This window comes from Microbacterium oleivorans NBRC 103075 (assembly GCF_001552475.1).
GTDB classification, from domain to species: Bacteria; Actinomycetota; Actinomycetes; order Actinomycetales; family Microbacteriaceae; genus Microbacterium; species Microbacterium oleivorans.
Genome location: NZ_BCRG01000001.1, coordinates 232304 through 255963, shown reverse-complemented (window position 1 = coordinate 255963; position 23660 = coordinate 232304). Strand labels below are relative to the sequence as shown.

Annotated in this window: 23 protein-coding genes; 9 read left to right on the top strand and 14 right to left on the bottom strand. The window is 69.7% G+C overall.

The window, feature by feature from the left end; genetic code table 11:
- Positions 1–145: 145 nt before the first annotated feature.
- The 5 genes from MO1_RS01160 to MO1_RS01140 all read right to left on the bottom strand — a co-directional run bounded on the left by MO1_RS01160 (position 146) and on the right by MO1_RS01140 (position 7123).
- Positions 146–805 (bottom strand): LAVTG motif-containing sortase-dependent surface protein, encoded by a 660-nt coding sequence (locus tag MO1_RS01160; protein ID WP_036310616.1) that lies wholly within the window; start codon positions 803–805, stop codon positions 146–148.
- A gap of 1253 nt (positions 806–2058) precedes the next feature.
- Positions 2059–3243, bottom strand: coding sequence for a DegT/DnrJ/EryC1/StrS family aminotransferase (locus tag MO1_RS01155; RefSeq protein ID WP_060914985.1), 1185 nt, complete (start codon positions 3241–3243; stop codon positions 2059–2061).
- Complete coding sequence (locus MO1_RS01150) at positions 3240–4307, bottom strand: Gfo/Idh/MocA family protein (protein ID WP_060914984.1); 1068 nt, start codon at positions 4305–4307, stop codon at positions 3240–3242. The genes MO1_RS01155 and MO1_RS01150 overlap by 4 nt, the downstream gene beginning before the upstream one ends.
- 531 nt (positions 4308–4838) lie before the next feature.
- The gene (locus tag MO1_RS01145) at positions 4839–6083 is read right to left on the bottom strand and encodes a glycosyltransferase (RefSeq protein WP_255209199.1); all 1245 of its coding nucleotides are present in this window, start codon (positions 6081–6083) and stop codon (positions 4839–4841) included.
- Positions 6083–7123, bottom strand: coding sequence for a hypothetical protein (locus MO1_RS01140; protein WP_036310621.1), 1041 nt, complete (start codon positions 7121–7123; stop codon positions 6083–6085). Before MO1_RS01140 ends, MO1_RS01145 begins: the two co-directional genes overlap by 1 nt.
- A 127-nt stretch (positions 7124–7250) precedes the next feature.
- Between MO1_RS01140 and MO1_RS01135 the strand changes: the two genes are divergently transcribed.
- From MO1_RS01135 to MO1_RS01120, 4 genes are read left to right on the top strand one after another with little or no spacing between them, the layout of a single operon-like run.
- Positions 7251–8372, top strand: coding sequence for a glycosyltransferase (locus MO1_RS01135; RefSeq protein WP_036310623.1), 1122 nt, complete (start codon positions 7251–7253; stop codon positions 8370–8372).
- On the top strand, positions 8369–9475 hold the full coding sequence (locus tag MO1_RS01130; RefSeq protein ID WP_060914983.1) for a glycosyltransferase: 1107 nt from the start codon (positions 8369–8371) through the stop codon (positions 9473–9475). The genes MO1_RS01135 and MO1_RS01130 overlap by 4 nt, the downstream gene beginning before the upstream one ends.
- Positions 9472–10473 carry a glycosyltransferase gene (locus tag MO1_RS01125; protein WP_255209198.1) on the top strand — a complete coding sequence of 334 codons (1002 nt, stop codon included), beginning with the start codon at positions 9472–9474 and terminating at the stop codon, positions 10471–10473. Before MO1_RS01130 ends, MO1_RS01125 begins: the two co-directional genes overlap by 4 nt.
- Before the next feature lie 50 nt (positions 10474–10523).
- Positions 10524–11282, top strand: coding sequence for a glycosyltransferase family 2 protein (locus tag MO1_RS01120; protein ID WP_244604274.1), 759 nt, complete (start codon positions 10524–10526; stop codon positions 11280–11282).
- A 176-nt stretch (positions 11283–11458) separates the two neighbouring features.
- Here the strand turns inward: MO1_RS01120 and MO1_RS01115 are convergent, their stop codons facing one another.
- The gene (locus tag MO1_RS01115) at positions 11459–11767 is read right to left on the bottom strand and encodes a TraR/DksA family transcriptional regulator (protein WP_060914981.1); all 309 of its coding nucleotides are present in this window, start codon (positions 11765–11767) and stop codon (positions 11459–11461) included.
- Between the two features lie 338 nt (positions 11768–12105).
- Here MO1_RS01115 and MO1_RS01110 point away from each other — a divergent pair, with 338 nt between their 5' ends.
- Positions 12106–12603 (top strand): hypothetical protein, encoded by a 498-nt coding sequence (locus tag MO1_RS01110; RefSeq protein ID WP_036310629.1) that lies wholly within the window; start codon positions 12106–12108, stop codon positions 12601–12603.
- A 53-nt stretch (positions 12604–12656) separates the two neighbouring features.
- Positions 12657–13787, top strand: a complete 1131-nt coding sequence (locus MO1_RS01105) for a DUF4232 domain-containing protein (RefSeq protein ID WP_082724346.1) — start codon at positions 12657–12659, stop codon at positions 13785–13787.
- A gap of 69 nt (positions 13788–13856) precedes the next feature.
- On the opposite strand, the gene MO1_RS01100 is transcribed toward MO1_RS01105, so the two are convergent.
- The 6 genes from MO1_RS01100 to MO1_RS01075 all read right to left on the bottom strand — a co-directional run bounded on the left by MO1_RS01100 (position 13857) and on the right by MO1_RS01075 (position 18449).
- The gene (locus tag MO1_RS01100) at positions 13857–14402 is read right to left on the bottom strand and encodes a dihydrofolate reductase family protein (protein WP_036310630.1); all 546 of its coding nucleotides are present in this window, start codon (positions 14400–14402) and stop codon (positions 13857–13859) included.
- A 40-nt stretch (positions 14403–14442) separates the two neighbouring features.
- The gene (locus MO1_RS01095) at positions 14443–14778 is read right to left on the bottom strand and encodes a hypothetical protein (protein ID WP_060914979.1); all 336 of its coding nucleotides are present in this window, start codon (positions 14776–14778) and stop codon (positions 14443–14445) included.
- Positions 14779–14840: 62 nt separating this feature from the next.
- On the bottom strand, positions 14841–15299 hold the full coding sequence (locus tag MO1_RS01090; protein ID WP_036310632.1) for a GNAT family N-acetyltransferase: 459 nt from the start codon (positions 15297–15299) through the stop codon (positions 14841–14843).
- Positions 15300–15394: 95 nt separating this feature from the next.
- Positions 15395–16189: a sulfite exporter TauE/SafE family protein gene (locus tag MO1_RS01085; RefSeq protein WP_060914978.1), complete on the bottom strand. Its 795-nt coding sequence runs from the start codon at positions 16187–16189 to the stop codon at positions 15395–15397.
- Positions 16186–17712, bottom strand: coding sequence for a gamma-glutamyltransferase family protein (locus MO1_RS01080; protein WP_060914977.1), 1527 nt, complete (start codon positions 17710–17712; stop codon positions 16186–16188). The genes MO1_RS01085 and MO1_RS01080 overlap by 4 nt, the downstream gene beginning before the upstream one ends.
- Positions 17709–18449, bottom strand: coding sequence for a FadR/GntR family transcriptional regulator (locus MO1_RS01075; protein WP_060914976.1), 741 nt, complete (start codon positions 18447–18449; stop codon positions 17709–17711). The genes MO1_RS01080 and MO1_RS01075 overlap by 4 nt, the downstream gene beginning before the upstream one ends.
- A gap of 180 nt (positions 18450–18629) precedes the next feature.
- Here MO1_RS01075 and MO1_RS01070 point away from each other — a divergent pair, with 180 nt between their 5' ends.
- From MO1_RS01070 to MO1_RS01060, 3 genes are all read left to right on the top strand, one after another.
- On the top strand, positions 18630–19487 hold the full coding sequence (locus tag MO1_RS01070) for an ABC transporter substrate-binding protein (RefSeq protein ID WP_060914975.1): 858 nt from the start codon (positions 18630–18632) through the stop codon (positions 19485–19487).
- 63 nt (positions 19488–19550) lie between these two features.
- Positions 19551–20363, top strand: a complete 813-nt coding sequence (locus MO1_RS01065) for an amino acid ABC transporter permease (RefSeq protein WP_060914974.1) — start codon at positions 19551–19553, stop codon at positions 20361–20363.
- A gap of 10 nt (positions 20364–20373) precedes the next feature.
- A complete protein-coding gene (locus tag MO1_RS01060) occupies positions 20374–21171 on the top strand; it encodes an amino acid ABC transporter ATP-binding protein (RefSeq protein ID WP_060914973.1) in 798 nt (265 codons plus the stop codon).
- On the opposite strand, the gene MO1_RS01055 is transcribed toward MO1_RS01060, so the two are convergent.
- Both MO1_RS01055 and MO1_RS01050 read right to left on the bottom strand, forming a co-directional pair.
- Entirely contained in the window at positions 21147–22481 is a 1335-nt protein-coding gene (locus tag MO1_RS01055; RefSeq protein ID WP_060914972.1) for an APC family permease, read from the bottom strand. The two genes, MO1_RS01060 and MO1_RS01055, sit on opposite strands and share 25 nt — an antisense overlap.
- Positions 22478–23584 (bottom strand): YihY/virulence factor BrkB family protein, encoded by a 1107-nt coding sequence (locus tag MO1_RS01050; RefSeq protein ID WP_060914971.1) that lies wholly within the window; start codon positions 23582–23584, stop codon positions 22478–22480. Before MO1_RS01050 ends, MO1_RS01055 begins: the two co-directional genes overlap by 4 nt.
- Positions 23585–23660 lie beyond the last annotated feature (76 nt).

Sequence of the window (23660 nt, the reverse complement as noted above, 5' to 3'; positions counted from 1 at the left end):
CCTCTGCCGCAACAGGGATAGAGCGCGATCTTCACACAGGCACCGTAAATAGTGGCCGTATGCCTTCCCCAGACGGGTCGGATACGCCACTGATCACACGATGCAGAGTGCCGCCGGCGACCTGTGACGGGTCGCCGGCGTTCACTCAGGCTTCGACGCGGCGACGGCGGCGGGATACGAGGAACACGCCTGCGGCGACCGCAGCGGCTCCGCCGACGGCCGCCGCGACGGGCAGCTGCCCACCGGTGTGCGCCAGGATCCCCGATCCCGAACCGCCGGAGATTCCGCCCGAGGCGACGCCCACGGGCGTCGCGCAGTCGTCGGAATACCCGGGGTACGCCAGCGGAACGGCGACCGTGTCGTCGCCGACACGCAGCTGAGCCGTGATGTCGCCGGTCGTCCAGACCGCGGCGTCATCGCGCGGCTCCCAGTCGTCGCCCGAACGCACCCAGCCCGGGAGCGCGGTGACCGCACCGTTCCCTGCAACCTCGACCCCCGGCCACAGCACGGTGCCGGACCCGTTACCCGCAGCATCCACGGCGAGAGGCACCACGATCTGGCGACCGCCCCGCGAGAGCACGAGCTCAGCGGACGAGGAGCGTGCAGCCGTTGATGCGTCCACGCGATCGATCGAGTAGTCGATCGACGGTGCCTGGCGAACGCACAGCGACTGCACGACCGACCCGCCCAACCCCGGTTCCGGAGTGTTCGGGACGTACGTCCCGTCCGCTGCGAATGCCGGCGTAGCTCCGGCACCCGCGACAACGGCGACCACGATCGTGGCGCGCCAAATATTCCCCCACATGTAAGCCTCCCCAAGGGCCTTCGAGTCGCGCCTCGGGTGAGCGCGCGCTCGTCTTTCGTTCGTCACGCTACATCCGAACCCGCGGAGGGGGGCTCCCGTCATCCCCTCATAACCCCCTAATCACACCCCTACATGTCCCCCATTTGGGGGACACAAGATTAGGTTTGTCCCCCTATTGGTGGACGCGCCGCGCGCCGGTAACGTTCGAATATCGCCGCTGGAAGGACTTTGGGGAGTCAGAAGGCACAAGGTGGCTGCAGAGGAAGTGGAAGCGTGCTTGGGGGCCGTGACCATGTCTGCCTGGACTCTTCGTACGGCCTCGTTCACGCAACGAGCCCGTACGAAGGGTTTCAGAAACCTCACGATCAGCGGGGGCTGAGCGTGGTCGGTCGTTGTCAGGCCGGGAGAGGGAAGACAGAACGGCGAGCCGAGGGGTCGGCGCACCGGGGTGGCACCGAAGGGGACGGGTGTCACGCAAGAAAGGTCGCGGATCGGATCCGCACATCGGGGAAAGCGCAGGTTGGGGCCTGCGTTGATTTTGGGGGGAACAACACGTTCATGGGGACAGAACGGAAGACGGGCGCGCGCCGGCACGGTGCCGCCCACGACGCAGAGCCCTGCTGCGTCACGACGGGTGAGCAATCATGACGACGGGCCCGAACCCGATGTCACCCGATTCGCATCACGCCCCGGCGCAGAAGCTGAGCCCCTCAGCCGACGCGTTCCGTCACCAGCGTGAACACCGTCGGAGCTGCGCATCGATCGCGGCCTCCGACGGTGTCACGCCGGACGTCACATCCACTCGACTCGCGCGCCGCGCACGGCGTGTCTTCTCTCTCAGCAACTCGGGTCTTGCGCGCACCTCAACGGCGAGGTCGCGCGAGACCCGGATGAACGTGGCGGCTCATGCTCGAGCCGAAGTGATCGGTGAATCGGTGCCTCGTCGAGGGACCCACGGCCTTCCCGGCCGTCCACTGATGCTCGGCTCGTCACACAGCTAGAACCGTCACCCGCACGCGGGCACGGCCGGACCTCCCCCCGTCCGTCCGTGCCCGCCTGATGGATGCCCCCAGCGCCCTCGGGACGCCGCTCTGACCACCAGGCGCTCAAAGGCTCGTAAGAGCAGTCAGCAGACACCCAGAGGCTCACCTGAGGTCCTCGACAGTTACCAGGCAGTCGCGGTCATCCGAGGGGCTCTCAAGTCCCGGCACGGCGCGCGCGAGCGCCGGTCCTGTCGGCGACCTATGCCGCTCTTACCGCGCGGTCTCGGCCGCGACGCCGGTCGACAGCGGCGTACGAGGGTCCCGGAGGAGCGCGATGACGCGATTCTGCTCGGCCTCGGTCAGCGAGTGGTGCAAGGGAAGGACCAGCGTGGCCTCAGCGAAGCGCTCCGCACCCCAGAGGCCTTCCGTCGGTGTCAGCGCCTCGTAGGACGCGAGTCGGTGGATCGCGGGACTGCCTCGCTCGGCCGTGACCGCAGACTCGGCGAGCGCGACGAGCAGATCGTCTCGATCCACGGGGTACGCCTCCTCCACCGCGACCCAGAACGACTGCGCGTTGCTCGTCCCCCAGTCAGGATCGGCGACGAACCGAAGACCGGTGACATCGGCGAGTTCGGAACGGTAGCGGTCGGCGATCTCGCGCCGATGACGCACGATCTCGGGGAGACGCTCCAGCTGCGCAAGCCCGACAGCGGCCTGCAGGTCGGTCATCCGGAAATTCCAACCGATCTCGCCCTCCCCCTCGGCAGGCGGAAGCACGTTCTCGTTGCGATTCGCCGCGAGCACGCTCGCGGCGTGCTCGCGAAGGCGCTGCGCCCGTGCAGCCCACGCCGCGTGGGTCGTCGTGAGCATGCCGCCCTCACCCGTGGTCAGCACCGCGTGCGGGTGGAACGACCACACGGTCAGCTCAGCGTCAGCCCCGACCGGGCGGCCGTGGTGCGTCGAGCCGGCAGCCGACGCCGCATCCTCGATCACGACGATCCCGAGTGGATCGGTGACGGCGCGGATGCCCCGCAGATCGACGGGAACGCCGGCGTGATCGACCGCGATGACCGCTGTCGTCGCGGGCGTGAGAGAGCTCTCGACCGTCACGCCCGAGACCGTGCCGGTGGACGGGTCGACATCCGCGAAGACGGGGTACGCCCCGACATACCGGATCGCGTTCATCGTCGCGAGGGAGACCAGCGACGGCACGACGACGTCGTCGCCGGGACGGACGCCTGCGACGATGAGCGCGAGGTGAAGCGCGGTGGCGCAGCTCGTTGTGGCGACGGCATAGGGCGCCTGCATCGCGGCCGCGAACTCGTGCTCGAAACGGGCCACCCTCGGCCCCTGCGCGACCCAGCCGCTCGCGATCACCTCGGCGACCGCGTCGGTCTCCTCCTGACCGAGGCACGGGACCATGACGTCGATGCGGGGGCCCGCTGTCGGGGTCATGCCGCCACGTCCGCTCGGTGAGACTCGTGTCCGAGAGGGTGCGGGGCGCCGAACGCGGCCAGGCTGCCCGCTGCAGCATCCAGAATCGACAGGACGCGCAGCCCCGCGGCGCCGCTCGTTCGCGGGTCCCGGTTCTCGCGGATGGCCCCCGCAAACTCGGCGACGACAGAGCCGAGGGCCTCCCGCTCCTCGAAAGCCGATGCTCGGGTATCTCCGACCCGGTAGGAGATGTTGGCCGCGCGCCGATCCTTCGCGGTCGCACGCGAGATCGACGAGATGTCGACGCCGCGGTCGTAAATGCTGAGCCGCTGCTGCGGGTTCAGGTCGTCCCATACGAGCGTGTGCCGCGTACCGCCGATCACCATGCGGCGCGTCCTGGTCGGGCTCAACCAGTTGACGTGCAGGTGAGCCATCACACCATCGGTGAGGGGCATCGCCAGGTGGCCGATCGATGACTTGCCGGAACTCAGCGGGTCGGATCCGTGCGCCGAGACCGACGTCGCGTGCAGGCCTCCCGGAAGGACGAAGTCCATGATCGACAGGTCATGCGGAGCGAGGTCCCAGAAGACGTCGACGTCGGGCTGGATGAGGCCGAAGTTGATCCGCAGGCTGTCGACGAAGAGGACGTCGCCGATCTCGCCCGATGCGATCACTTCGCGCATCTTGAGCACAGCCGGCGTGTAGCAGGACGTGTGGTCGGCCATGAGGACCAGCCCACGCTCGGCGGCGCGCTGCACCATCTCGGCCCCGTGCTCCGGGGTGTCGGCCAACGGCTTCTCGGCCATGACGTGTTTGCCGGCGTCGAGGGCGGCCATCGCGATCGCGTGGTGGGTGCGCGCGGGCGTGGCGATCGCGACCGCATCGATCAGCGGATCAGCCAGGATCGACTGCACATCAGCCGTGACCGGGGCACCGCCGACGGCGTCGGCAACTCGACGGGCGCGGTCGATGTCGACATCGCAGATCGCAGCGAGATTCCACTCGCGACTCGCGCGCAGATTGCGTGCGAGGTTGGGTCCCCAGTACCCGGCACCGATCACGGCGACATTAAGTCGTCTGTTCACTTCTTCCCCAGATTCCCCATGTGGGTGGAGCCCCCCGAAAGCGTCCCCCGACGGCTCGCGCCGCCCCCCGGACGGCATCGAGCACCCCGCTCACTACCGGTGTTTCCGAGGCGGCTCTTCGGGTCGCCGCCTCCCCCACGAAGACGCGCGAAGACCCCGGGGGAACCACACGACTTCCCGTGAGGTTCGGAACGGCCCGCAGATCGGATGGGGGCGATCTTCGAGAGACGACCGACGGGCTCGGCGAATGCCGTGACAATGCGCGATGAAGCGCCTCTCTGCGCGCACGCCGATGCGCGTGCGACGGATGTCCCCGGTGTCCCCATGCTCTTCCCCAGACGCACGCATCCCGAGCAAGAGATGCGGGCCATAGACCGGTGCCGACGACGATCCCACTCGTCGCCGTTGTGCTCGCCTCCCCAGGCGGGCACGGCCGGTGTCCCCGCCGCAATGAAACCAGACCTGGGCCGAAGACACAACACGATCCCTCAGACGGGATGGCGGCGCCCTCCGATAATCGGGGAGTTCGGGTCAGCCCCAGCCACCGAGATAGGCGGCGACGTCAGGCTCCCCGGCGAGCGGCATCACACCCTCGACGCGGTCCGCGACGCGGGGGAACAGGTCGTTCCTCCCCCATCTGCGCTCCCTCGCTGCCGCACGGCAGGAGTGGATGCGGATGAGCGGTGAACCGTCGTCGTCGAGGACGACGAGGAGGCCGAGGCTGTCGCGGGCCACTCGCTCGACGGCGTCGCGGAGACCTGTCCCGACTCGGACCGGGCGGACGATTTCGATGTGGATGCGCACCCAGTCGAGGCGCGGGTCGGAGCGGATCTCTTCGACCAGTTCTGACCCGGGCACGTCAGCAAGGACCGAGTCGACGCTCACGAAAGCAGCCGCCTCGGACGCGCCGGCCGGCGGTGTGACTGCGATGTCCACGCGCGACGTCGGCCGCCCGTGCGGTCGGGATCCCGGCACCGGGATGAGGTCGGCCAGCAGAACGGCCTCGGCGTTCCGGGCGATGAGGTCGTGGTCGTCGCGCGCCCCGGCATCCGGTCCGTCGTGCCAGGCCACGGCAGACGGCACATAGGCGAGCACGGCGCCCTGCAGCCACGCGCGGTAGGTCCACTCCCAGTCCTCACCGCCATAGGCGCGGAAGTCCTCGTCGAAGCCGCCCGACGCCTCGAACATCGTGCGCGAGCACGCGACGACCGCGCCGATCACGTGCCGGTAGCTGCGGTCGTCGACGGCCAGCAGGTCACCGGAGCGGCGGTACGCGTCGGCCAACCAGGTCGGCTCGGCCAGCCGCCGGCCCTCGAGCACGGTGCGCACGTCGGCAACCGGCGACACACCGTCCAGGTCTGCGTGTCGCCGCCGGCCGGCTGCCACCACATCGGGGGCGAGCCCCGGCATCCGACTCAGCTCTCTGATGAAGGCGGGCTCGGGGACGGTGTCGGCATCGAGGAACACGAGCACGTCGCCGGTCGCGTGGAGAGCGCCGAGGTTCCGCACCGCGGCGAGGCGGAATCCCTCGTCGGCCTGGCGGACGAGCCGCACCCCCGCAGGCACCTCCGGCGCCTCGGCCGACCCGTCGTCGGCGACGATCACCTCGAGCCGGTCCTGCGGATGGTCCTGCCCGGCGAGCGCCGCGAGGCACCGAGCGAGCTGGGCGGGCTGTTCGTAGTGCGCAACGATGACGGAGACGGCGGGCGGGGTGTCGGGCACGATCCCGTCCAGCAGATCCCACCGGTTGCCCGGGAGGGCGATGCCGTTGGCCATCAGGCGGCCGCCCACCACGCCAGATACGACGCGGCCACGTCGTCGAGCGTCGGCGCCAGCGATGCGTCCGAGGCGAGGCGGGTGGATGCCGGGTCGAGCCAGGCGTCGACGAGATGGTCCGCCAGGTCGCCTGCGGCGTAGCGGACGATCGTCCCGGGGCGGAGTTCGTCCATCTCGGCGGCGTACCGGGAGTCGACCACGAGCGGGCAACGCCCGGCTTCGACCCAGTCGAGCATCGAGCGAGACGCCGAGACGTGCTCGTGGGCCGCGAGAGGGATGCCGGGACCCACCAGCTCCCTCGCGAACGCGTCGTCGGCGAGGAATCCGGTCACCTCGAACGAGACACCGAGGGCTGCGGCATCCTCCCGCAGCTGCGTCACGTCCCCGTCGTGCCCCCTCGAGGGCGCGCCGATCGCGCGGACGGCTACTTCACCGACGTCCTCGCCGCGCTCCCGGAGCGAGTCTGCCGCTCGGGCGGCCGCGAGAACAGCGGGCCGGTGTCCTTTACCGGGATAGACGAAACCGGCGATGAGGACGCGAAGGTCACTGTCGACCTCGAGCGGCGGAGGCACCGACGGGATGCCGCTGCGCGCCCCCAGCGCGATGGCGTCAGCGCGTGCCGAGCGCGGCAGGAACTCGTCCATCAGGAGCTGCTCGTGGTGGCTGTTGACCACGACTCGCGCTGCCGCGGAGACCATCCGGGAGTACGCGGCGCGGCGGCGCTCGAACATGGTGCCGTCGGAGGTCTGCGGAACATCGTGAAGCGTCAGGGTGAGCCGGCACCGGGCAGCCCAGCGCTCGACGACCTCGGCGGCATCCTCCGGTCCGGTGCCGAACAGGCGGTCGGTCGCGTGCAGGTGGACGGGCGTTCCGGGCGCCTCATCGGCCAGAGCCCGATCAGCCGCGGGGACGTCAGCCACCCGGACGATCCGCGCGTCCGGGTTCACAGCTGTCACCGCGACCGCCACGTCGCCTGCGTACTGCGTCACCCCGTGGCCGTCCGGGCCGAGCACGAGCAGAAGGGGAGGCGGAGAGATCACCTCGCATAGTTATCCGCCCGCAGGGGGAAGGTCAAGCCCCCCTCTCCGAACGGATCTTCCCGCGTACGGTCGGGGCGTTGGGCGCACCCATTCTTCTGGACGGCGCGACGCCGTCGAAAGGAGAACAGTGGCGACGACCACGCGAATCGGCACCCCGGAGGGTGCGGAATCCACCGGAACAGTCACGATCGTGTCGATCCCTGCGGCCCATCCGTACGTTCAGCGGGTAGCCTCCGATCCGCGCATCGCCGTACTTCCGGACCCGATCGCGCCCGGAGCGGATCCAGCCGTGTGGTGGCCGCCGGCAGCACTAGACCCGGCGTGGATCCGCGCCTACGCCGACGAGGCCTCGCTCCTGCACATCCACTTCGGAACCGAATCATTTCCGCCCGGGCACCTCACCGCCTGTCTCGAGTCCGCACATGCCGCCGGCTGGCCCGTCGTCTTCACGCTGCACGACCTCGAGCATCCGCAGCTCGGCGACAGCTCCGCTTACCTCGCGCAGCTCGACGAACTGATGGCCGGTGCCGACGCGGTCATCACCCTGACTGCGGGGGCGGCACGCATCGCCCACGAACGATGGGGTCGTTCCGCGACCGTCATCCCGCATCCGTCGGTCTTGCCGCGCTCCGCAGCGGTCGAGCCCGCTCTCGGGACCGGGCGCGTCGTCGGCGTGCACCTCAAGGACCTCCGCCCGAGCGTCGACGGCCCCGGCACCGTCCGCACCCTCGACGCCGCGCTCACGGCGCTGCGCGACGCCGGGCACGACGTCCGCGGCGAGGTGCGCCTGCACCGTCGGGTGCGCGACACGGATGCCGCCGCCGCCGTCCGCGAGCTGTGCGCGGCATCCACGACTGTCGACCTCATCGAGCACGAGCGCCTCGCCGACGACGACCTGTTCGCCGCGCTGGCGCGTCTGGACGCGTGCGTGCTGCCCTACCGGCACGGCACGCACTCCGGATGGCTCGAGCTGTGCTGGGATCTCGGCGTTCCGGTCGCCGCTCCCCGCGTGGGCTTCTTCGCCGAACAGCACGCCGACGGCACGGTCGCCTCGTTCACCGCCGGCGCGGGCGACGAACTCGCCGTGGCACTCGCCAGCCTCTGGGTCGCGCCGTCGGCCCGGCCAGCGAGCCCCGCCCGAGACGCCCTGGTCGACGAGCGCCGGGCGCTCCGCGCGGTGACGGATGCCGCGATCGCCGAGCGTCACGCCGAGCTGTACCTCCGTCTGCTCGAAAGCCGCGCGGAGTGAGCGCCCGCCCGCTCCGCATCGTCGTCATCGCACCGTTGCGGTTTCCCCTCCGCCGACCGCACGCCGGCGGGCTCGAGTCCGCCGTGTGGAGCGAGGTCGACGCGCTCCGCGACCGGGGACACGACGTCACGTTCATCGCGCCGGAAGGGTCGGACTTTCTGCCTGACGCGTGCGTCTTCCGACTGCCCCCCGTGGTGTGGCGCGGGGACGAGGAGCCGACGGACAAGACCTGGCCCGCGAGCTACCGCCGCGAGATCGTCCCCGCCCTCGGCCGAGCGCTCGACGAGATCGCGGCGCACCCCGAGCGGTACGACGTGATCTCGAATCACTGCCTCGACCCGCTCCCCCTGCGGCGCGCGCCCCACCTGGGCGTGGCGATGGTCACGACGCTCCACACCCCTGTCGACGGCGCCGCTGTCAGCGCGCACGCTGCGGCGGGTGGCGTCGGGTCGGACTTCCTCTCGGTGAGCACGCACACGAATATGCAGTGGGATGCCGCGGGCGTCCCTTCGGAGCTTCTCCCCAACGGCGTCGACCCGAAGGCGTGGACGCTCGGTCCGGGCGGCGACGACCTCGTCTGGTTCGGACGGATCGTGCCCGAAAAGGCGCCGCACGTCGCCGTCGAGGTGGCCCACCGACTCGGCCGCCGCCTGGTGATCGCCGGTCGGATCGGCGATGAGTCTTACGCTCGCGACGTTCTCTTCCCGTCCTTCGGCGACGGCGTGGAGTATGCCGGCGAACTCGCGCCTGGCCCCCTCGCCGCGCTCGTCGGCCGCAGCGGGCTCGCCCTGGCCACACCGGCATGGGCGGAACCGTTCGGCCTCGTCGGCCCCGAAGCGCTCATGTGCGGGACGCCCGTCGTCGGCTTCGCGGTCGGCGGAGTTCCCGAAATCGCCGCCGCGACGATGGGCATGCAGCTCGTCGCACCGGGTGACGTCGCCGCAATGACCGCCCGGGCAGCGTCGATGCTGCCGAGCGGGAAGGATGCCGAGTTCCGAGCCGTCGTCCGCGAGACAGCTGAGCGTCGGTTCTCTCTCGACCTCCGCATCGACGCACTAGAGGCGAGCTTCGCCCGCCTGCTGGCGACGGAGAGCGCGGCGTGACCGGCCGCATCCCGCGCCTCGGTTGGTACATCCACCATCACGGGCGCGGACACCTCACACGGATGCTGGCGATCGCGCCCCACCTCGACGCGGAGGTCGACTGCCTCAGCAGCCTCCCCGCGCCGAAGGGGCTGCCCGCAGGATGGACGTGGACCGTGCTCGACCGCGACGACGACGGCGGCGAGCCGATCGACCCGACGGCGGGCGGGCTGCTGCACTGGGCCCCGATCGGCCACGTCGGGCACCGGACCCGACTCGCGGTCATCGCCGCCGCCGCCAACGCAGGGCGGTGGGAGGGCATGGTCGTCGACACCTCCGTCGAAGTGACGCTGTTCGCGCGTCTGCTCGGCCTCCGCACGGTCGTCATGACTCAGCCGGGTCATCGAGTCGACCGGCCGCACCTGCTCGGATTCGCCGCGGCGGACACCGTGCTCGCACCGTGGGCCCGCGGCATCCTGTCACCCCCGCATCTCGAGGCGCTCGGCGACAAGGTCGTGCACACCGGCGGGATCAGCCGATTCGCTAGCCGTGCCGGGGATGTCCCGCGCACCGACGACGTGCTGCTGTTGGCCGGGGCGGGCGGGTCGAGCGTCGGAGCGGCTGCCATCGAGGACGCCGAGCGGGCGACGGGGCGTCGCTGGCACGTCCTCGGCGGCGACAGCGGTGTCTGGTCGGACGACCCCTGGGAGGCGCTGGTCTCGGCGGGCGTCGTCGTGTCGTGGGCGGGGCAGAATGCGGTCGCCGACCTCGCCGCGGCGCAGGCGCCCGCGATCGTCGTACCGCAGGAGCGTCCGTTCGAGGAGCAGCTCGAGACGGCACGCGCGTTGCGGCGGGCGGGTCTCGCGCAGGTCTCGGAGGAGTGGCCGACGATCGAGCAGTGGCCCGCACTCGTCGAGCAGGCGTCGAGGAGCCAGCCGGAGTGGGAACGTTGGGAGGTCGTCGGCGCACCGCAGCGAGCGGCTACCGCCATCGCCGACACGATGCGCGGGCTCCGATGAACCTTGCCGTGGTGACCCTGTGCTCGGCGGCCCGCGTGGACCATCTGCGTGTGCAGCTGCAAGCCCTCGCCGCGACCCCAGACGTGCACCGCATCGTGGTCTGGATCGGCGACGACGCACCCCCCGAGCTCGACGCCGAGACGGTCTTCCGGGTGGAGCCGGGGTCGGATGGGCTGCGGCTGGCCGCCGGCCGCAATGCGGGGGCGGCCGCTGCGTCGAACGCGGACCTGCTCGTGTTCCTCGATGCGGACTGCGTGCCCGGCCCCGATCTGCTCCGGCGGTATCGGGATGCCGCCGTTCGCCACCCGGGCGCCGTGCTGTGCGGACCGGTGACGTACCTCGCCGAGGGGGTCGCGGCATCCGACCCGGCCGGACTCGCTGCTCTCACAGCACCTCATGCCGCGCGGCCGATGCCCCCAGAGGATGCGGAGCGGATCGCCGCCGCCGAGGAGTACCCGCTGTTCTGGTCGCTCTCGTTCGCACTGACGCCCGAGACGTGGCGGCGGATCGGCGGGTTCGATGAGTCGTACGAGGGATACGGTGGCGAGGACACCGATTTCGCCTTCCGCATGCGTGCCCGGGAGGTTCCACTCGTGTGGACGGGCGGCGCCCACGCGTATCACCAGTACCACCCGACCACGTCGCCGCCGTGGCAGCACGTCGACGACATCCTCCGCAACGGCGCTCTGTTCCACGAGCGCTGGGGTCAGTGGCCGATGACCGGCTGGCTCGACGCCTTCGAGCGCGCCGGTGCCGTCGTTCAGGATGCCGACGGCTGGCGCCGCGCGCCGGCGGAGCGCGGCGCCTAGACCTCGCGGCTCACCGCCACGCGGACCAGACCGCCTGCACGCGATCGAACTCCTTCCGCGGGTCGCCCGTGCGCGGCGCAGCATCGGAGGGAGCCCGCACGGCGAACGCGGAACGGCGCGCCCATCGACGAAGGGACGCGACGAAAGTCGGTGACGGGGTCATCGTGGTCGCCCCGTCACGCCGCTGCGCGCGAGCAGTCGATGCAGGTCGCCGCGTGGGGCACCGCCTCGAGGCGTGCCGGGGCGATCCAGCCGCTGCACCGCGCGCAGCGTCCGTAGGTTCCCGCATCGATGCGGTTGAGCGCCTTGGTGATCTCGTCCACGGCGCGGCGGTTGGCGGCGAGTGTCTGATACGCCATCGGGTCGATCGACGGCAGCGCGTGCGGCGCCAGCTCCTCGATGATGGCGAGTCGCTCGGTCAGGCTCTCCTCCAGGAGCGCGCGGAAGGGTCCCGTGTCGATGTCGACGGGTGATTCGGTGGTCATGTCACTCTCCATGCAAAAAAGAAACGCGCCGCAGATGCGACGCGTTGGCTTCGAAGGGGGCACGGCTCACGTGAGTGAGGTCCCCCATCGAATGCCCTGGCGCGTCGAGATCCGCTTCGCTGCCCCCGGCGGCGAAAAGGTGACTCGCGACTCCGCAACGAGGGTCCGACGAACGCTGCGCCGCCCTCGAGGGGCAGCGTTCAGTGCGCCGAGTCGCTGGTGGATAGCCATGGCCTCACCATAGCCGCGAAAAGAAAAAGGGCAAATCAGAGGAAAAAACGGGGAGCTTGCCTATTCCTGCAGAGCGGCTATGGTGTGAGTTTCACGAGGGAGGGGCCGTGCACAGTTTCGAGGAGCAGACGGTTGTGGCTGCGGAGGTGGTCGGCGACCGCATCCCTGCGCTTGCACCGCTGCGATCGCGCGATGCCGACCCTGCGGCCAGAGTGCTCGTGGTCGGCGTGGACGGTCGCGGAATCGCCACCGCTCGCGGCGTGAAGGACATCCTGCACAAGGCTGAGGCGCACGTCGTGGACCACCACCGCGATCAGCGCCATGTCGTCATCGTCGTGCAGGTCGACGATGAGCTCAGCGACCACGCGCAGCGCGGTGCGCACCGGTGGGCAGGCGGCATCCAAACTGCCCGGCAGCGGGCACGCGGCGCCGAGGTGTCGGTCGTCCTCCTCCTCATCGACCCGGCAACCCGCCCGACGACTGTGCAGCAGCGGATCGACGAACTGAAGTGCCGGCCCGCCGGGGTCAACTGCGCCGTCGTCCTCACCGGCGAGGAGATCCGCCACGAACCCATCGCGGTCGTCTCCGCGCGCGACTACATCTGAGCGGATGGGTAAGGTCGTCACGTCCGCGCCAAGGCGGGCGCCCGGGGGGGACGATGAGGCGTGGTCTGATCGGCGGAGGGGTGCTGGTCGCCCTGTGGTTCGTCTGCGGTTGGGCGCCATTCCTGCTGTACGCCGCCGGCGGTAGCCTGGCGAGTCTCGGCCAGATGGTCCCTTCGCCCATGGCCCGCGGTGCCTTCGCGAGCCCCGCCCCGTGGACGTTCATCGTTCAGATCCTCGTCGCGATCGCGCTCGTGGCAGTGTTCGCCGTGCTCGCCTCGCGGTTCTCGTCGGGTCGCGCCACGTTCGCCGCGGGTTGGCTCGCCGCGATCCTCGCGTCTTTCGCCATCGGCGCGGTGCTCGATCTGGGGAGCTTCTTCACCGGCCTGGGCACCTTCGGCATCCGCGGCTCCCTCGGAATGATGGGCACCACCCCCGTGACGACGTGGTGGGCGGTGGCGCTGGGGTGGATCCCCGCACTCGCGTGGGCTCGCCTGCCGATCGCACCTCCGGCGGAGACGGCCCCTCGGGTTCGCGCCGCAGGACGCGTTCCCACCCTGGCCTGGTCTGCGATCGCCGCCGTCGCATTGATCTGTCTGCCACTCGCCGCGCAGGCCGGGTCCGACGCGACTCAGACGCAGCTCCGCGAGGATGAGGCGACCGCAGCGCAGCAAGCAGACCCGGACGGCGCGGCGGCTCCGGACCCGTCGGCGACGGGTGAGCCCGTGCCCGCAATGGCGCCCGCGGAAGGCCCGACGCCAGCCGACGCGTGCACCTCGGCGAACACGACGATCCTGGCTCCGGCGGAGGACGCTGCCACCGGTCACCGAGGCCAGCTTCTGTCGCTGGTGAACACCTCCGATGAGCCGTGTGTCGTCAACGGGTACCCGGATGTCGCCTACGGAGACCAGAACGGCCACCTTCTGCAGGTGGACGTCCAGCACGGAAGCTCATTCATGGGCGATGACCCCGGCGCGGCGGCCATCACCCTTCAGCCGGGCTCGTCGGCGAGGGCCGTGATCGGCTGGGACGCCAATTCGGTGCGCGGACACCTCGCCGCCCGGAGCCTCTGGCTCGCGGTGTCCACCGGGCAGGAGCGTCTGACGTGGGAGGTCTCACTCGACATCATCCCCGGCGCGACCGTGCACGTCACAGCCTGGCGTGACATCGCCCCGCCCGAAGGATGACCGAGGCATACCGCGTTCACCCGGCGCGGCGCGGGTGATGGTTGAGGACGCCGACGTCGGCACGCTCCGTCAGCGATTCGGCACGTAGGTCTCGGCCACGATTCCCGAGTTGAAGGTCAACCGATCGACGAGCTGCAGGTCGAGCGGTTCCGCCACCCCCTCGAAGAGGCGGGGCCCGTTCCCGACGACGCGCGGATGGATGACGAATGTGTACTCGTCGATCAGCCCCCACCCAGCAAGCGCCGTCGCAAGGGTCACGCCACCCGTGTAGAGCCCCTCGCCGGGCATGGACTTCAGCCGCTCGACTTCGGTGCGCAGGTCGCCTGAGACGAGCTCCGCGTTCCAGTCGACCGCCTTGAGCGTCGACGACACCACGTACTTCTTCGCCTCGTCGATCGTCCGCGCGAACGGTTGCGTCCACGCCGGCATCGCCTCGGATACCGGCGGTCGCCAGGCATCCTCCATCATCCGGTACACGGTCCGGCCGAGGATGAGCGCGTCAGCGCGGGCGATCTGCTGCGCGGCGTGCTCGTGTGTCTGCGCGTCGGGGATGCCGGCGCGGTGGTCGACGCACCCGTCGAGCGTCACGTTGATGGAGTAGCGGAGCGGTCGCACAGGGCGAGACTACGCCGCGGCGATCGCCAGCGGGGGCGCTTCAGAACGACTCCTCGCACCAGGGGTCGTCCTCCTCGTACGGGTACTCGCTGACGGACGCCGGAGGGTGGACGAGGCGATCGTTCCGACTCAGAAGATCCATCAGCGCCGACTCATCCTCGATGGCGGTCGCCGGACCCGGATGAGGCATCGTGTAGAGCTGACTGGTGGGACCGATGAGCATCGACGACGTCGCCGGGCCCTCGGATGTCCAGATGGGCACAGTGATGAGGTCGGCGCCCTTGTGCTCTGCAAGGGTCTTCGCGTACCGCATCACCGCGTCGGCGATCGCGTCAGTGGTGACGACGTATCCGTCGCCGTAATGGAGTTCGAGCATCGGTCGATGGTGCATCCCCGCTGCCCTGGACAGATGGGGGTCGCGCCCTCGGCATCCGTCTCCTACACTGCGGCGTCTGCCGGGCGCTCCATCGGGATGTGCGGGATGCGGTCCTCGACGAACGGCGGGCCCGACTGGATGAAGCCGAAGCGGCCGTACCAGTCCGCGAGGTGTTCTTGCGCGTCGAGGACGAAGGGCCGCGCCGCATCGCGCTCGAGAGCGTCGTCGATCGCCCGACTCATGAGGTCGGCGCCGACCCCGCGGCCGCGCGCCGCCGCACTCGTGACGACGCGGCCGATGCGCCAGCGCTCGCCCTCGTCGAGCAGGCGGAGCGTCCCGAGGACCGCGCCGTCCTCCTCCGCCCACGCGAGGAGCGCGCCGGGTTCGATGTCCCGCCCGTCGAGCTCGGGATACGCGGCCTCCTGCTCGACCACGAACACACTCACGCGCAGCCAGAGAATCCGGTACAGGGTCGTCGCCGGGATCTCGGCGAGAGGGGACAGACGGATGCCGATGGTCACCGTGTCACGCTACGCGAGCCGATGACCACGGCCGCTCCCCGTCACGGTGCCGCGAAGCTGCCGCCCACCGGCCGCGGAACGGGACGGGACGGGTCTCAGCGTCGCGCGGCGCGGATGTTCTTGACGACCAGCTGCGCCGTGATCGCGGCGAGCAGGATCGAGAACGCGACGTTCGACGCGAACGCCGAGATCGACGTGGCAGTGAGCAGGCCTAGCGGTGAGGCGATGCACGCCGCTATGCCTATGCACAGGCCGCCGCGCAGATCGACGTTCTTCCGGCGCAGGTTGCCGATCGTGCCCGACAGCGAGCCGGGGACCATCATGAAGAGCGACGTGCCCTTGGCGATCAGGTCGCTGGCGCTGAAGAAGAACATGAGCGCCGGCACGACGACAATGCCGCCGCCCACGCCGAGGATGCCCGAGAGGATGCCGACGATCACGCCCGTGCCCACGAGCGCGATCACCGTGACCACGGACAGCTCGATCGTGTCGCCACGCTGGGGGACACTCAGCCACAGGCTGATGCCCGAGAAGACCAGGAACACGAGGAACGCCCAGAACAGCGTTCGGCGCGGCAGCCGCGCGAGCAGCCACGATCCGATCTGCGCGCCAGCGACGACTCCGACGGCGAGCGCGGCACCGGCGATCCAGTCGACGTGCCCGGCCAGCCCATAGCTCACCGTTCCGACGACGGCGGTGGGGAAGATCGCCGCGACGGATGTGCCGGCTGCCCGCCGTTGGTCGTAGCCGAGCATGAGCAGCGCCGGGACGACGATCACCCCGCCGCCGACGCCAAACAGGCCGGAAAGGTATCCGGCGACGAGGCCCAGGACGATCAGCGCGTACAACGGTGCCCGAACGACGGATGCCTGCGGTTCCGCCGTACTCATCGTGCCGCCTCGATGATCACCGCGGAACCGTCAGAGCGGGGGTCGCTGGCGGCGTCCCACCCGGTCTCGGTGGCGACGATGAGGTTCGAGTGGCCGAGCGCTTCGTCGCGGGGCGGGACGACCCGGGGACGAAGGTCACCGGCGGACAGCGCCTCGCGCACCTCGCGGGGAACGTCGGCTTCGATGATCACGGAGTTCTCGGCGTCGCCGTCGTCCTGGATGCCGACGACCCACCGAGGGGCACTCGTCGCCTCGATCGCCGACGCACCGTGCCGCAGTCGCAGCAGCAGGTGGCTGTGGATCTGCGCCTGGGCTTGACCGCCCATCGTGGCCGCCGCGTAGAGCAGTTCCCCGTCGCGCTCGACGAGGACGGGCATGAGGGTGTGGGGCGGGCGCCGGCCCGGCCCGAACGCGGCGGGGTGGTCCGCATCGAGCGAGAACGATGTGCCGCGGTTCTGGAACAGGATGCCGGTCTCGGGCTCGAGGACGCACGCACCGAATGCCCAGTACACCGACTGCACGAGTGAGACGGCCCAGCCGTCGTCGCTGACGGCGACGAGACCGACGGTGTCGCCGGTGGCGGGCGGGGCGGAAGCGCCGGACGCCTCAGGTGCCGCGATGTCGATGAGATCGTGGCCGTCGTGCGGCCCGACATCAGGATCGTTCAACCACGCCGAGCGGACGGCGTTGCTCTGGCGGAACGCCGCTGCGAGGGCGGCGGCATCCTTCCCCAGCGGGTCGGCGTGACCGGCCGTCTCGACGGCGAGGACGTTGCGCAGCAGCGCGAACCCCTGCGAGTTCGGGCCGGCCGTGAAGAGGTCGAGGCCGAACACGCGACGGGTGAGGGGCTCGGTGACGACGGGACGGTAATCGCGGGTGTCGTCGAGGTCGATCAGGGAGCCGAGGCCGCGGAGTCCTGCCACCCACCTGTCGGCGAGGTCGCCGCGGTAGAAGGCATCGATGCCGTGCCGCTGCAGTTCGGCGAGGGTGCGAGCGAGCGCCGGTTGGCGCAACGGCACCCCCACACCCAGAGCCTCCCCGCCGGGCAGGAACAGTGCGGCGCATCCCGGGTCGGCGGCCAGGGCATCCCGCTCGATCACGATGGCGGCCGCGGTCGACCGGGAGACGGGCGACTCTTCAGCCAGCAGTCGTGCATCCTCGAGTAGGTCGGCGAGCTCGAGGCGCCCGCCGAGACCGTGCAGCGCACCCCAGCCCGCGACGCCACCGGGAACCGTGACGGTGTCGACGCCGCGGTCGGGCAAGGCGTCGCCGTGACGCTCACGGAGCGCCTCGAGCGATTGCGCACGCGGCGCGCGACCGGTCGCATTGACGAAGCGGATGCGGCCGCTCGGGTCGCGCACGAGTGCCACGAGGTCACCGCCGAGCGCGACGTTGTTCTGATAGACGACGCACAGGGCGGCAGCGGCGGCGATCGCGGCATCGATGGCATTGCCGCCCCTGCGGAGCGCGCGCTCTCCCGCGGAGGTCGCGGCGTAGTGGGAGGTCGCGACTGCGCCACTCATGAGGTCTGCTCCGTCGCGGCATCCGCCTGCGCCTGCGCACGCAGGATCTGGCTGAACACCGTCTGCACGTGCGCGCGCGCCTCGGCCTCCGCCCGCTCGCTGTCGCGTTCGGCGATGGCCTCGAAGATCGCGCGGTGCGCCGCGTTCGAGGTCTCGCGCCGCTCGGGAGTCTGCAGCGTCCGCCGGCGGCTGGGGGCGATCTCGGTGGCGATCAGATCGGTCAGCTGCGACAGGAGGGGGTTGTGCGTGTACTGGGCGATCGCCTGGTGGAAGGCACGGTCGAGCTCGGAGTAGCGCTCGAGGTCGAACTCGCTCTCCATGTCGGCGATGTAGGCGCGCAACTGCTCGACGTCCCGTGCCGTCACGCGCGACGCGGCGAGCGCGGCGATGGGCGGCTCGATCATGGCGCGCAGCTCCATGATGCGCTGCAGCTCACCGGTGCCCTCGGCGGCGAGGACGGCGGAGATCCCCGCCCCCGCGCTGCCGACGCCCTCGGAGGGGTCGACGACGACGGTCCCGCGCCCGGGGCGGCGGTCGATCATTCCGCGCGCCTCGAGTTCATGCAGGGCCTGACGGATCGACACCCGCGACGCTCCGAGGAGTTCGGCGAGTTCGCGCTCGTTCGGCAACTTCTCGCCGGTCTTCAGTTCGCCGTTCAGGATGAGCCGCTCGAGGTTCACCGACAGCATGTCGGGCACGGACAGCGACTTCCCGCGACGAAGCGTGGACCAATCCATGGGCGCACCTCTCCTCTGACGGGACCTTCGGGAGCGTCCCTGGAGCACAGGTTGACAGATGGTAGGACCAACTGTCAAACTCCCCGAAACCGCCTGCTCCATTGGTTCACTGCTCCGCCGATCCACGAGATCGTCCACCCGACACAGCTCGATCTTCACGCCCCGCAGCAAGGAGTTCCCATGTCCGCATCCACCTCTCTCCCGCGTCGACTCGCGTTCGTCGCCGCGACCGTCGCCGTCCTCTCGACGCTCGCCGGCTGCGCCAGCGCGAGCGGCGGCTCAGGTGAAGCCAGCTCCGGAGGGGACGCGAAACTGCTGACCCCGGGCACGCTCACCATCTGCGCCAACCTCGCCACACCGCCGAACATCTTCACCGAGGCCGACGGGACGCCCGTCGGCGCCGAAGTCGACATCGCGAAGGCCATGGCGAAGCAGATCGACCTGAAGACCGAGATCAAGGAGTACGCCTTCTCGGGTCTCATCCCCGCCCTCCAGGCCAGCCAGTGCGACGTCATCATGTCGGCGCTCTACATCAAGCCCGAACGCGAGGAGATCGCGGACTTCGTCCCCTACCTGCGGTCCGGCTCGGGCGTCGCCACCTCGAAGAGCAACCCGAGGAAGATCACGGGACTCGACGACTCGCTGTGCGGCACGAAGGTCGTCGCCATCACCGGCGCGACCGGTGCGAGCCTCGTCGACGAGCAGTCCGCCACCTGCGCCAAGGACGGCAAGCCCGCCATCAACGTGACGCTCACGGACCGCCCGGCCGACGCTCTGCAGCAGGTCATCGCCGGTCAGATCGACGCTTTCGTCGACAGCGCCGAGATCGTCAACTACTACGAGAAGCAGTCCAAAGGTCAGTTCGTGGCGGTCGGCGACCAGGTCGGCGTCATCGACATCGGCGCCGCGACCTTGAAGGAAGATGCCGCACTCCACAAGGAGCTGCAGTCCGCGTTCGACGCGATCGTCGCGGATGGCACCTACGGCAAGATCCTCGACACCTGGGGTCTGCAGAAGCAGGACATCACCCAGTCCTGACCACCTGACTGGGGTCGTCGATTTCCCCCGATCGGCGACCCCCTCATCCCACCGGGAGCTTTCATGACGTTCGACTGGACCTACTTCTGGGCGAGTCTGTTGACGCCCTCCCCGCAGTTCCTCAACGGGCTCGCTCTGACGATCGTCATCTCGATCGTGGCCATGGTCGGCGCGCTCGTGATCGGTCTGCTCATCGCCCTCATGGGACGGAGCCGGTTCCTTCCGTTCCAGGTCTTCGCGAGCCTCTACGTCTGGGTCATCCGCGGAACTCCGCTGCTCGTCCAGCTCGTCATCATCTACACGGGCTTCGCCGCGATCGGGCTCTTCCGATTCGAGGATGTCGACCTCGTGGGTGTTCTCATCAAGGGAGCGGTGCAGGCCGCGATCGTCGGACTCATGCTCAACGAGAGCGCCTACATCTCGGAGATCGTCCGCTCCGGTCTCGAATCCGTCGACCGGGGGCAGAACGAGGCGGCCCTGTCGCTCGGGATGACGCCGCTGAAGTCGATGCGCGCCATCATCGTGCCGCAGGCGGTGCGCATCATGGTCCCGCCGCTCGGCAACTCGTTCAACGGTCTGATGAAGAGCACGTCGATCCTCTCGGTCATCGGTGTCTCGGAGATGTTCCAGGTCGGCAGCACGATGAGCGCCGCCACGTTCAAGGTGTTCGAGGTCTACATCGTGGTCGCCATCTACTACCTGCTGCTGACGACGGTGTGGACCCTCATCCAGACGGCGATCGAGAACTGGCTCAACGCCCGAGCGGGCCTGCCTCGCGCCGAATCTCTTCTGAAGCGCCTCTTCGGCGTGCGGACGCGTCGACGCCCCGCGGCGCCGACGCCCGCGCTCGCCCTCCAGCCCACCGATGTTCGCTGAGGAAACCACGATGGATGTCTTCACCGCTCCCCTGGCCACCGGCGACCCGCGGATCGTCGACGCGCGCGGCGTCAGCAAGTTCTTCGGCGACCGGCAGATTCTGCACGACGTCGACCTCGAGGTCATGCGGGGCGAGGTGGTCACGCTCGTCGGTCCGTCCGGCGCCGGCAAGACGACGATGCTCCGCACCCTCAACCGCCTCGAGGAGATCGACGGCGGCGAGATCCGCATCAACGGCGAGCTCCTCGGTCAGCGTGAGGACGCTCGGGGCACGCGCAAGCAGCTCGGCGCCCGCGACCTCGCCCGCCAGCGCGCGAACATCGGGTTCGTCTTCCAGCACTTCAACCTGTTCCCGCACATGACGGTCTTGGAGAACATCGCGTACTCCCCCGTCGAGGTGAACGGCGAGAAGAAGAAGGATGCCGCCGCCTACGCCCGCGAGCTGCTCGATCGCGTGGGTCTGGCCGACAAGGCCGACGCCCGCACGCGGTCGCTCTCGGGCGGTCAGCAGCAGCGCGTGGCCATCGCGCGGGCGCTCGCCATGCGTCCCGCACTGATGCTGTTCGACGAGCCGACATCGGCTCTCGACCCCGAGATGGTCGGCGAGGTGCTCGCCGTCATGCGGAACCTGGCCGACGCCGGCATGACGATGATCATCGTCAGCCACGAGATGGGGTTCACCCGCGAAGTGGCCGACCGCGTCGTCGTGATGGATGCCGGTCGGATCATCGAGTCCGGCTCGCCCGAGCAGGTTTTCACGAACCCGACGAGCGAGCGGACGCGTCAGTTCCTCTCGAAGGTGCTCTGATGCGCCTTCGTCGCGCTTCGTGACCGCAGCCAGCGAGTCGCGAAGAAGAGCACTGCGCCGACGGCGAGCAGCACGGCACCGAAGATCCACACGGTGCTGGACTGCTGCGTGAGCAGCAGGATGCAGGAGCCGATCCCGAGCACGGGAATGGCCGTCCACACCCGGAAGTGATCGTGCTCGACGCGGTCGCGGCGGAGGACGAGCACCGACACGTTGGCGCTGAGGAAGACGAACAGCAACAGCAGGACGACCGTCTCGGCGAGGAGGCTCAGGTCACCGATGAGGGTGAGCCCCATCGCGACGAGGGTCGTGACGACGATCGCCACCCACGGCGTACGCCGCTTCGGGAGCACGCGACCGAGGACGTCCGGAAGGAGGCCCTGCTCGGACATGCCGTACGCGAGTCGGCTCGCCATGATCATGGTGAGCAGGGCGCCATTGGCCACCGCGATGAGCGCGATGAGGCTGAAGACCCAAGCGGGCACCCCCACACCTGCGGCCGCGACGACGTCGAGCAACGGCCCGCTGGAATCGACGAGGTCGGCGGGCGGCAGCGCGATCGCGCTCGCGAGACCGACCAGCACGTAGACCACACCCGCCGTGATGAGCGAAGCGAAGAGGGCGCGCGGGTAGGACTTGCTGGGGTTCTTGACCTCTTCGATGACGTTCGCCGACGTCTCGAATCCGACGAACGAGTAGTACGCGATGATCGCTCCGCCGAGCACGGCCGTCGGGAGGGCGGCATCCGTCGGCAGTTCGAACACCCGACCAGGGTCTCCTCCGCCGCCCGTGAGGAGCATCGCGACGACGACGATCACGATCACGAGGCCGCTCAACTCGATGAGGGTCATGACGAGGTTCGCGCCCATCGACTCGCGGATGCCGCGCGCGTTCAGCGCGCCGACGACGGCGAGGAACACGATCGCGACGAACGGTGCCGGCAAGTCGACGAACGTCGTGAAGTAGTCACCCGCGAACGCGATGGCGAGACCGGCGGCGCTGACGACTCCCGCCGCCAGCATGCAGAACCCGACGAGGAACGAGACGAGGGGACTGCGGAACGCGCGCTCAGCGAAGACGGCCGCACCGCCCGCCCGCGGATACTTCGTGACGAGCTCGGCGTAGGAGCCGGCGGTGAGGAGCGCGAGCAGCAGCGCCACCAGCAGCGGAGCCCACAGCATCCCGCCGACTTCGGCGGCGAGCACGCCCATGAGGGCGTAGATCCCGGCGCCGAGGACATCGCCCAAGATGAATGCGAACAGAAGAGGGCCTGTGATGCCCCGCTTCAGGCGGGTGTCTGTGTCGGTCATCGCTTGTCGTCCTCTGCTGCGTCGTCTCCGTGGGCGAGGCGGATGCGGCGCCCCTCGTCGACGTCCTTCCGCTCCTTCTCGGCCTTCTTGTCGGACTTCCGGGTGTCACGCGCAGGCAACTGGATGTCCTCTTCGGCAGCGATGCCGCCCTGCAGCTGCCGACCGCGCTCGAGCTCGGCGTCGAACTCCGCGCCGAACAGCAGCACGTTGTTCGCGATCCAGAGCCACAGGAGGAACACGATGACGCCGGCGAGCGAGCCGTAGGTGCGGTCGTAATTCGAGAAGTTGGCGACGTAGAACGCGAATCCTGCGGTCGCGATGATCACGACGACGATCGCGATGAGCGCGCCGATGCTGATCCAGCGGAACTTCGGCTGCTTCGCGTTGGGCGTCGCGTAATAGAGGACCGCGACGAGGAAGACGACGATCAGGAGCATCACGGGCCACTTGGCGATGTTCCAGATGAGGAGCACTCCCTCCCCGAGGCCGATCGCCTCGCCGAGGGAGCGGGCGACATCGCCCGAGAGGACGAGTCCGAGCGCCACGAGCGCGAGCGAGACGACGGCGATCAGAGTGACGAGCAGCTGCATGGGCCGCAGCTTCCAGAACGGACGCCCTTCCTCGATCTCGTAGATCCGGTTCATCGCGCGGGAGAACGCCCCGACGTATCCGGATGCCGACCACAGCGCCACGAGAACGCCGAGGACCAACGCGAGTCCGGCGCCCGGCGACGATGCGACCTGCTGGATCGGGCCCTCGAGCGCGCTCGCGGTGTCGGACGGCGCGACGTCACGGACGATCCCGAGCACGGCATCCGCCGCGGACTGGCCCTGCCCGACGACGCCGAGCAGGGAGAAGATCGCGATGAGCGCCGGAAAGAGCGCGAGGACCGCGTAGTAGGTGAGGCCGGCCGCGGCATCCGTGCACTGGTCGGCGCTGAACTCGCGGATCGTCTTGCCGAGGACGTACCTCCACGACCGCTTCGTGACGTCGGTCACGGAGTCGGGCTTACTGGCCGACTCGGGGTCGGGCGCGTCCGTACGCGTCGTGTCGGCGCCTCTCGTGTCGGTGCCAGTCGTGTGGGTGGTGCGGTGTGCGGCCATGGTGGTCCTCCCGGTCGGGGGACACCCTGTGTGCCGAGCCGCCTCATGCGGAGGGGCTTGCACCTCGCGGCGCGCT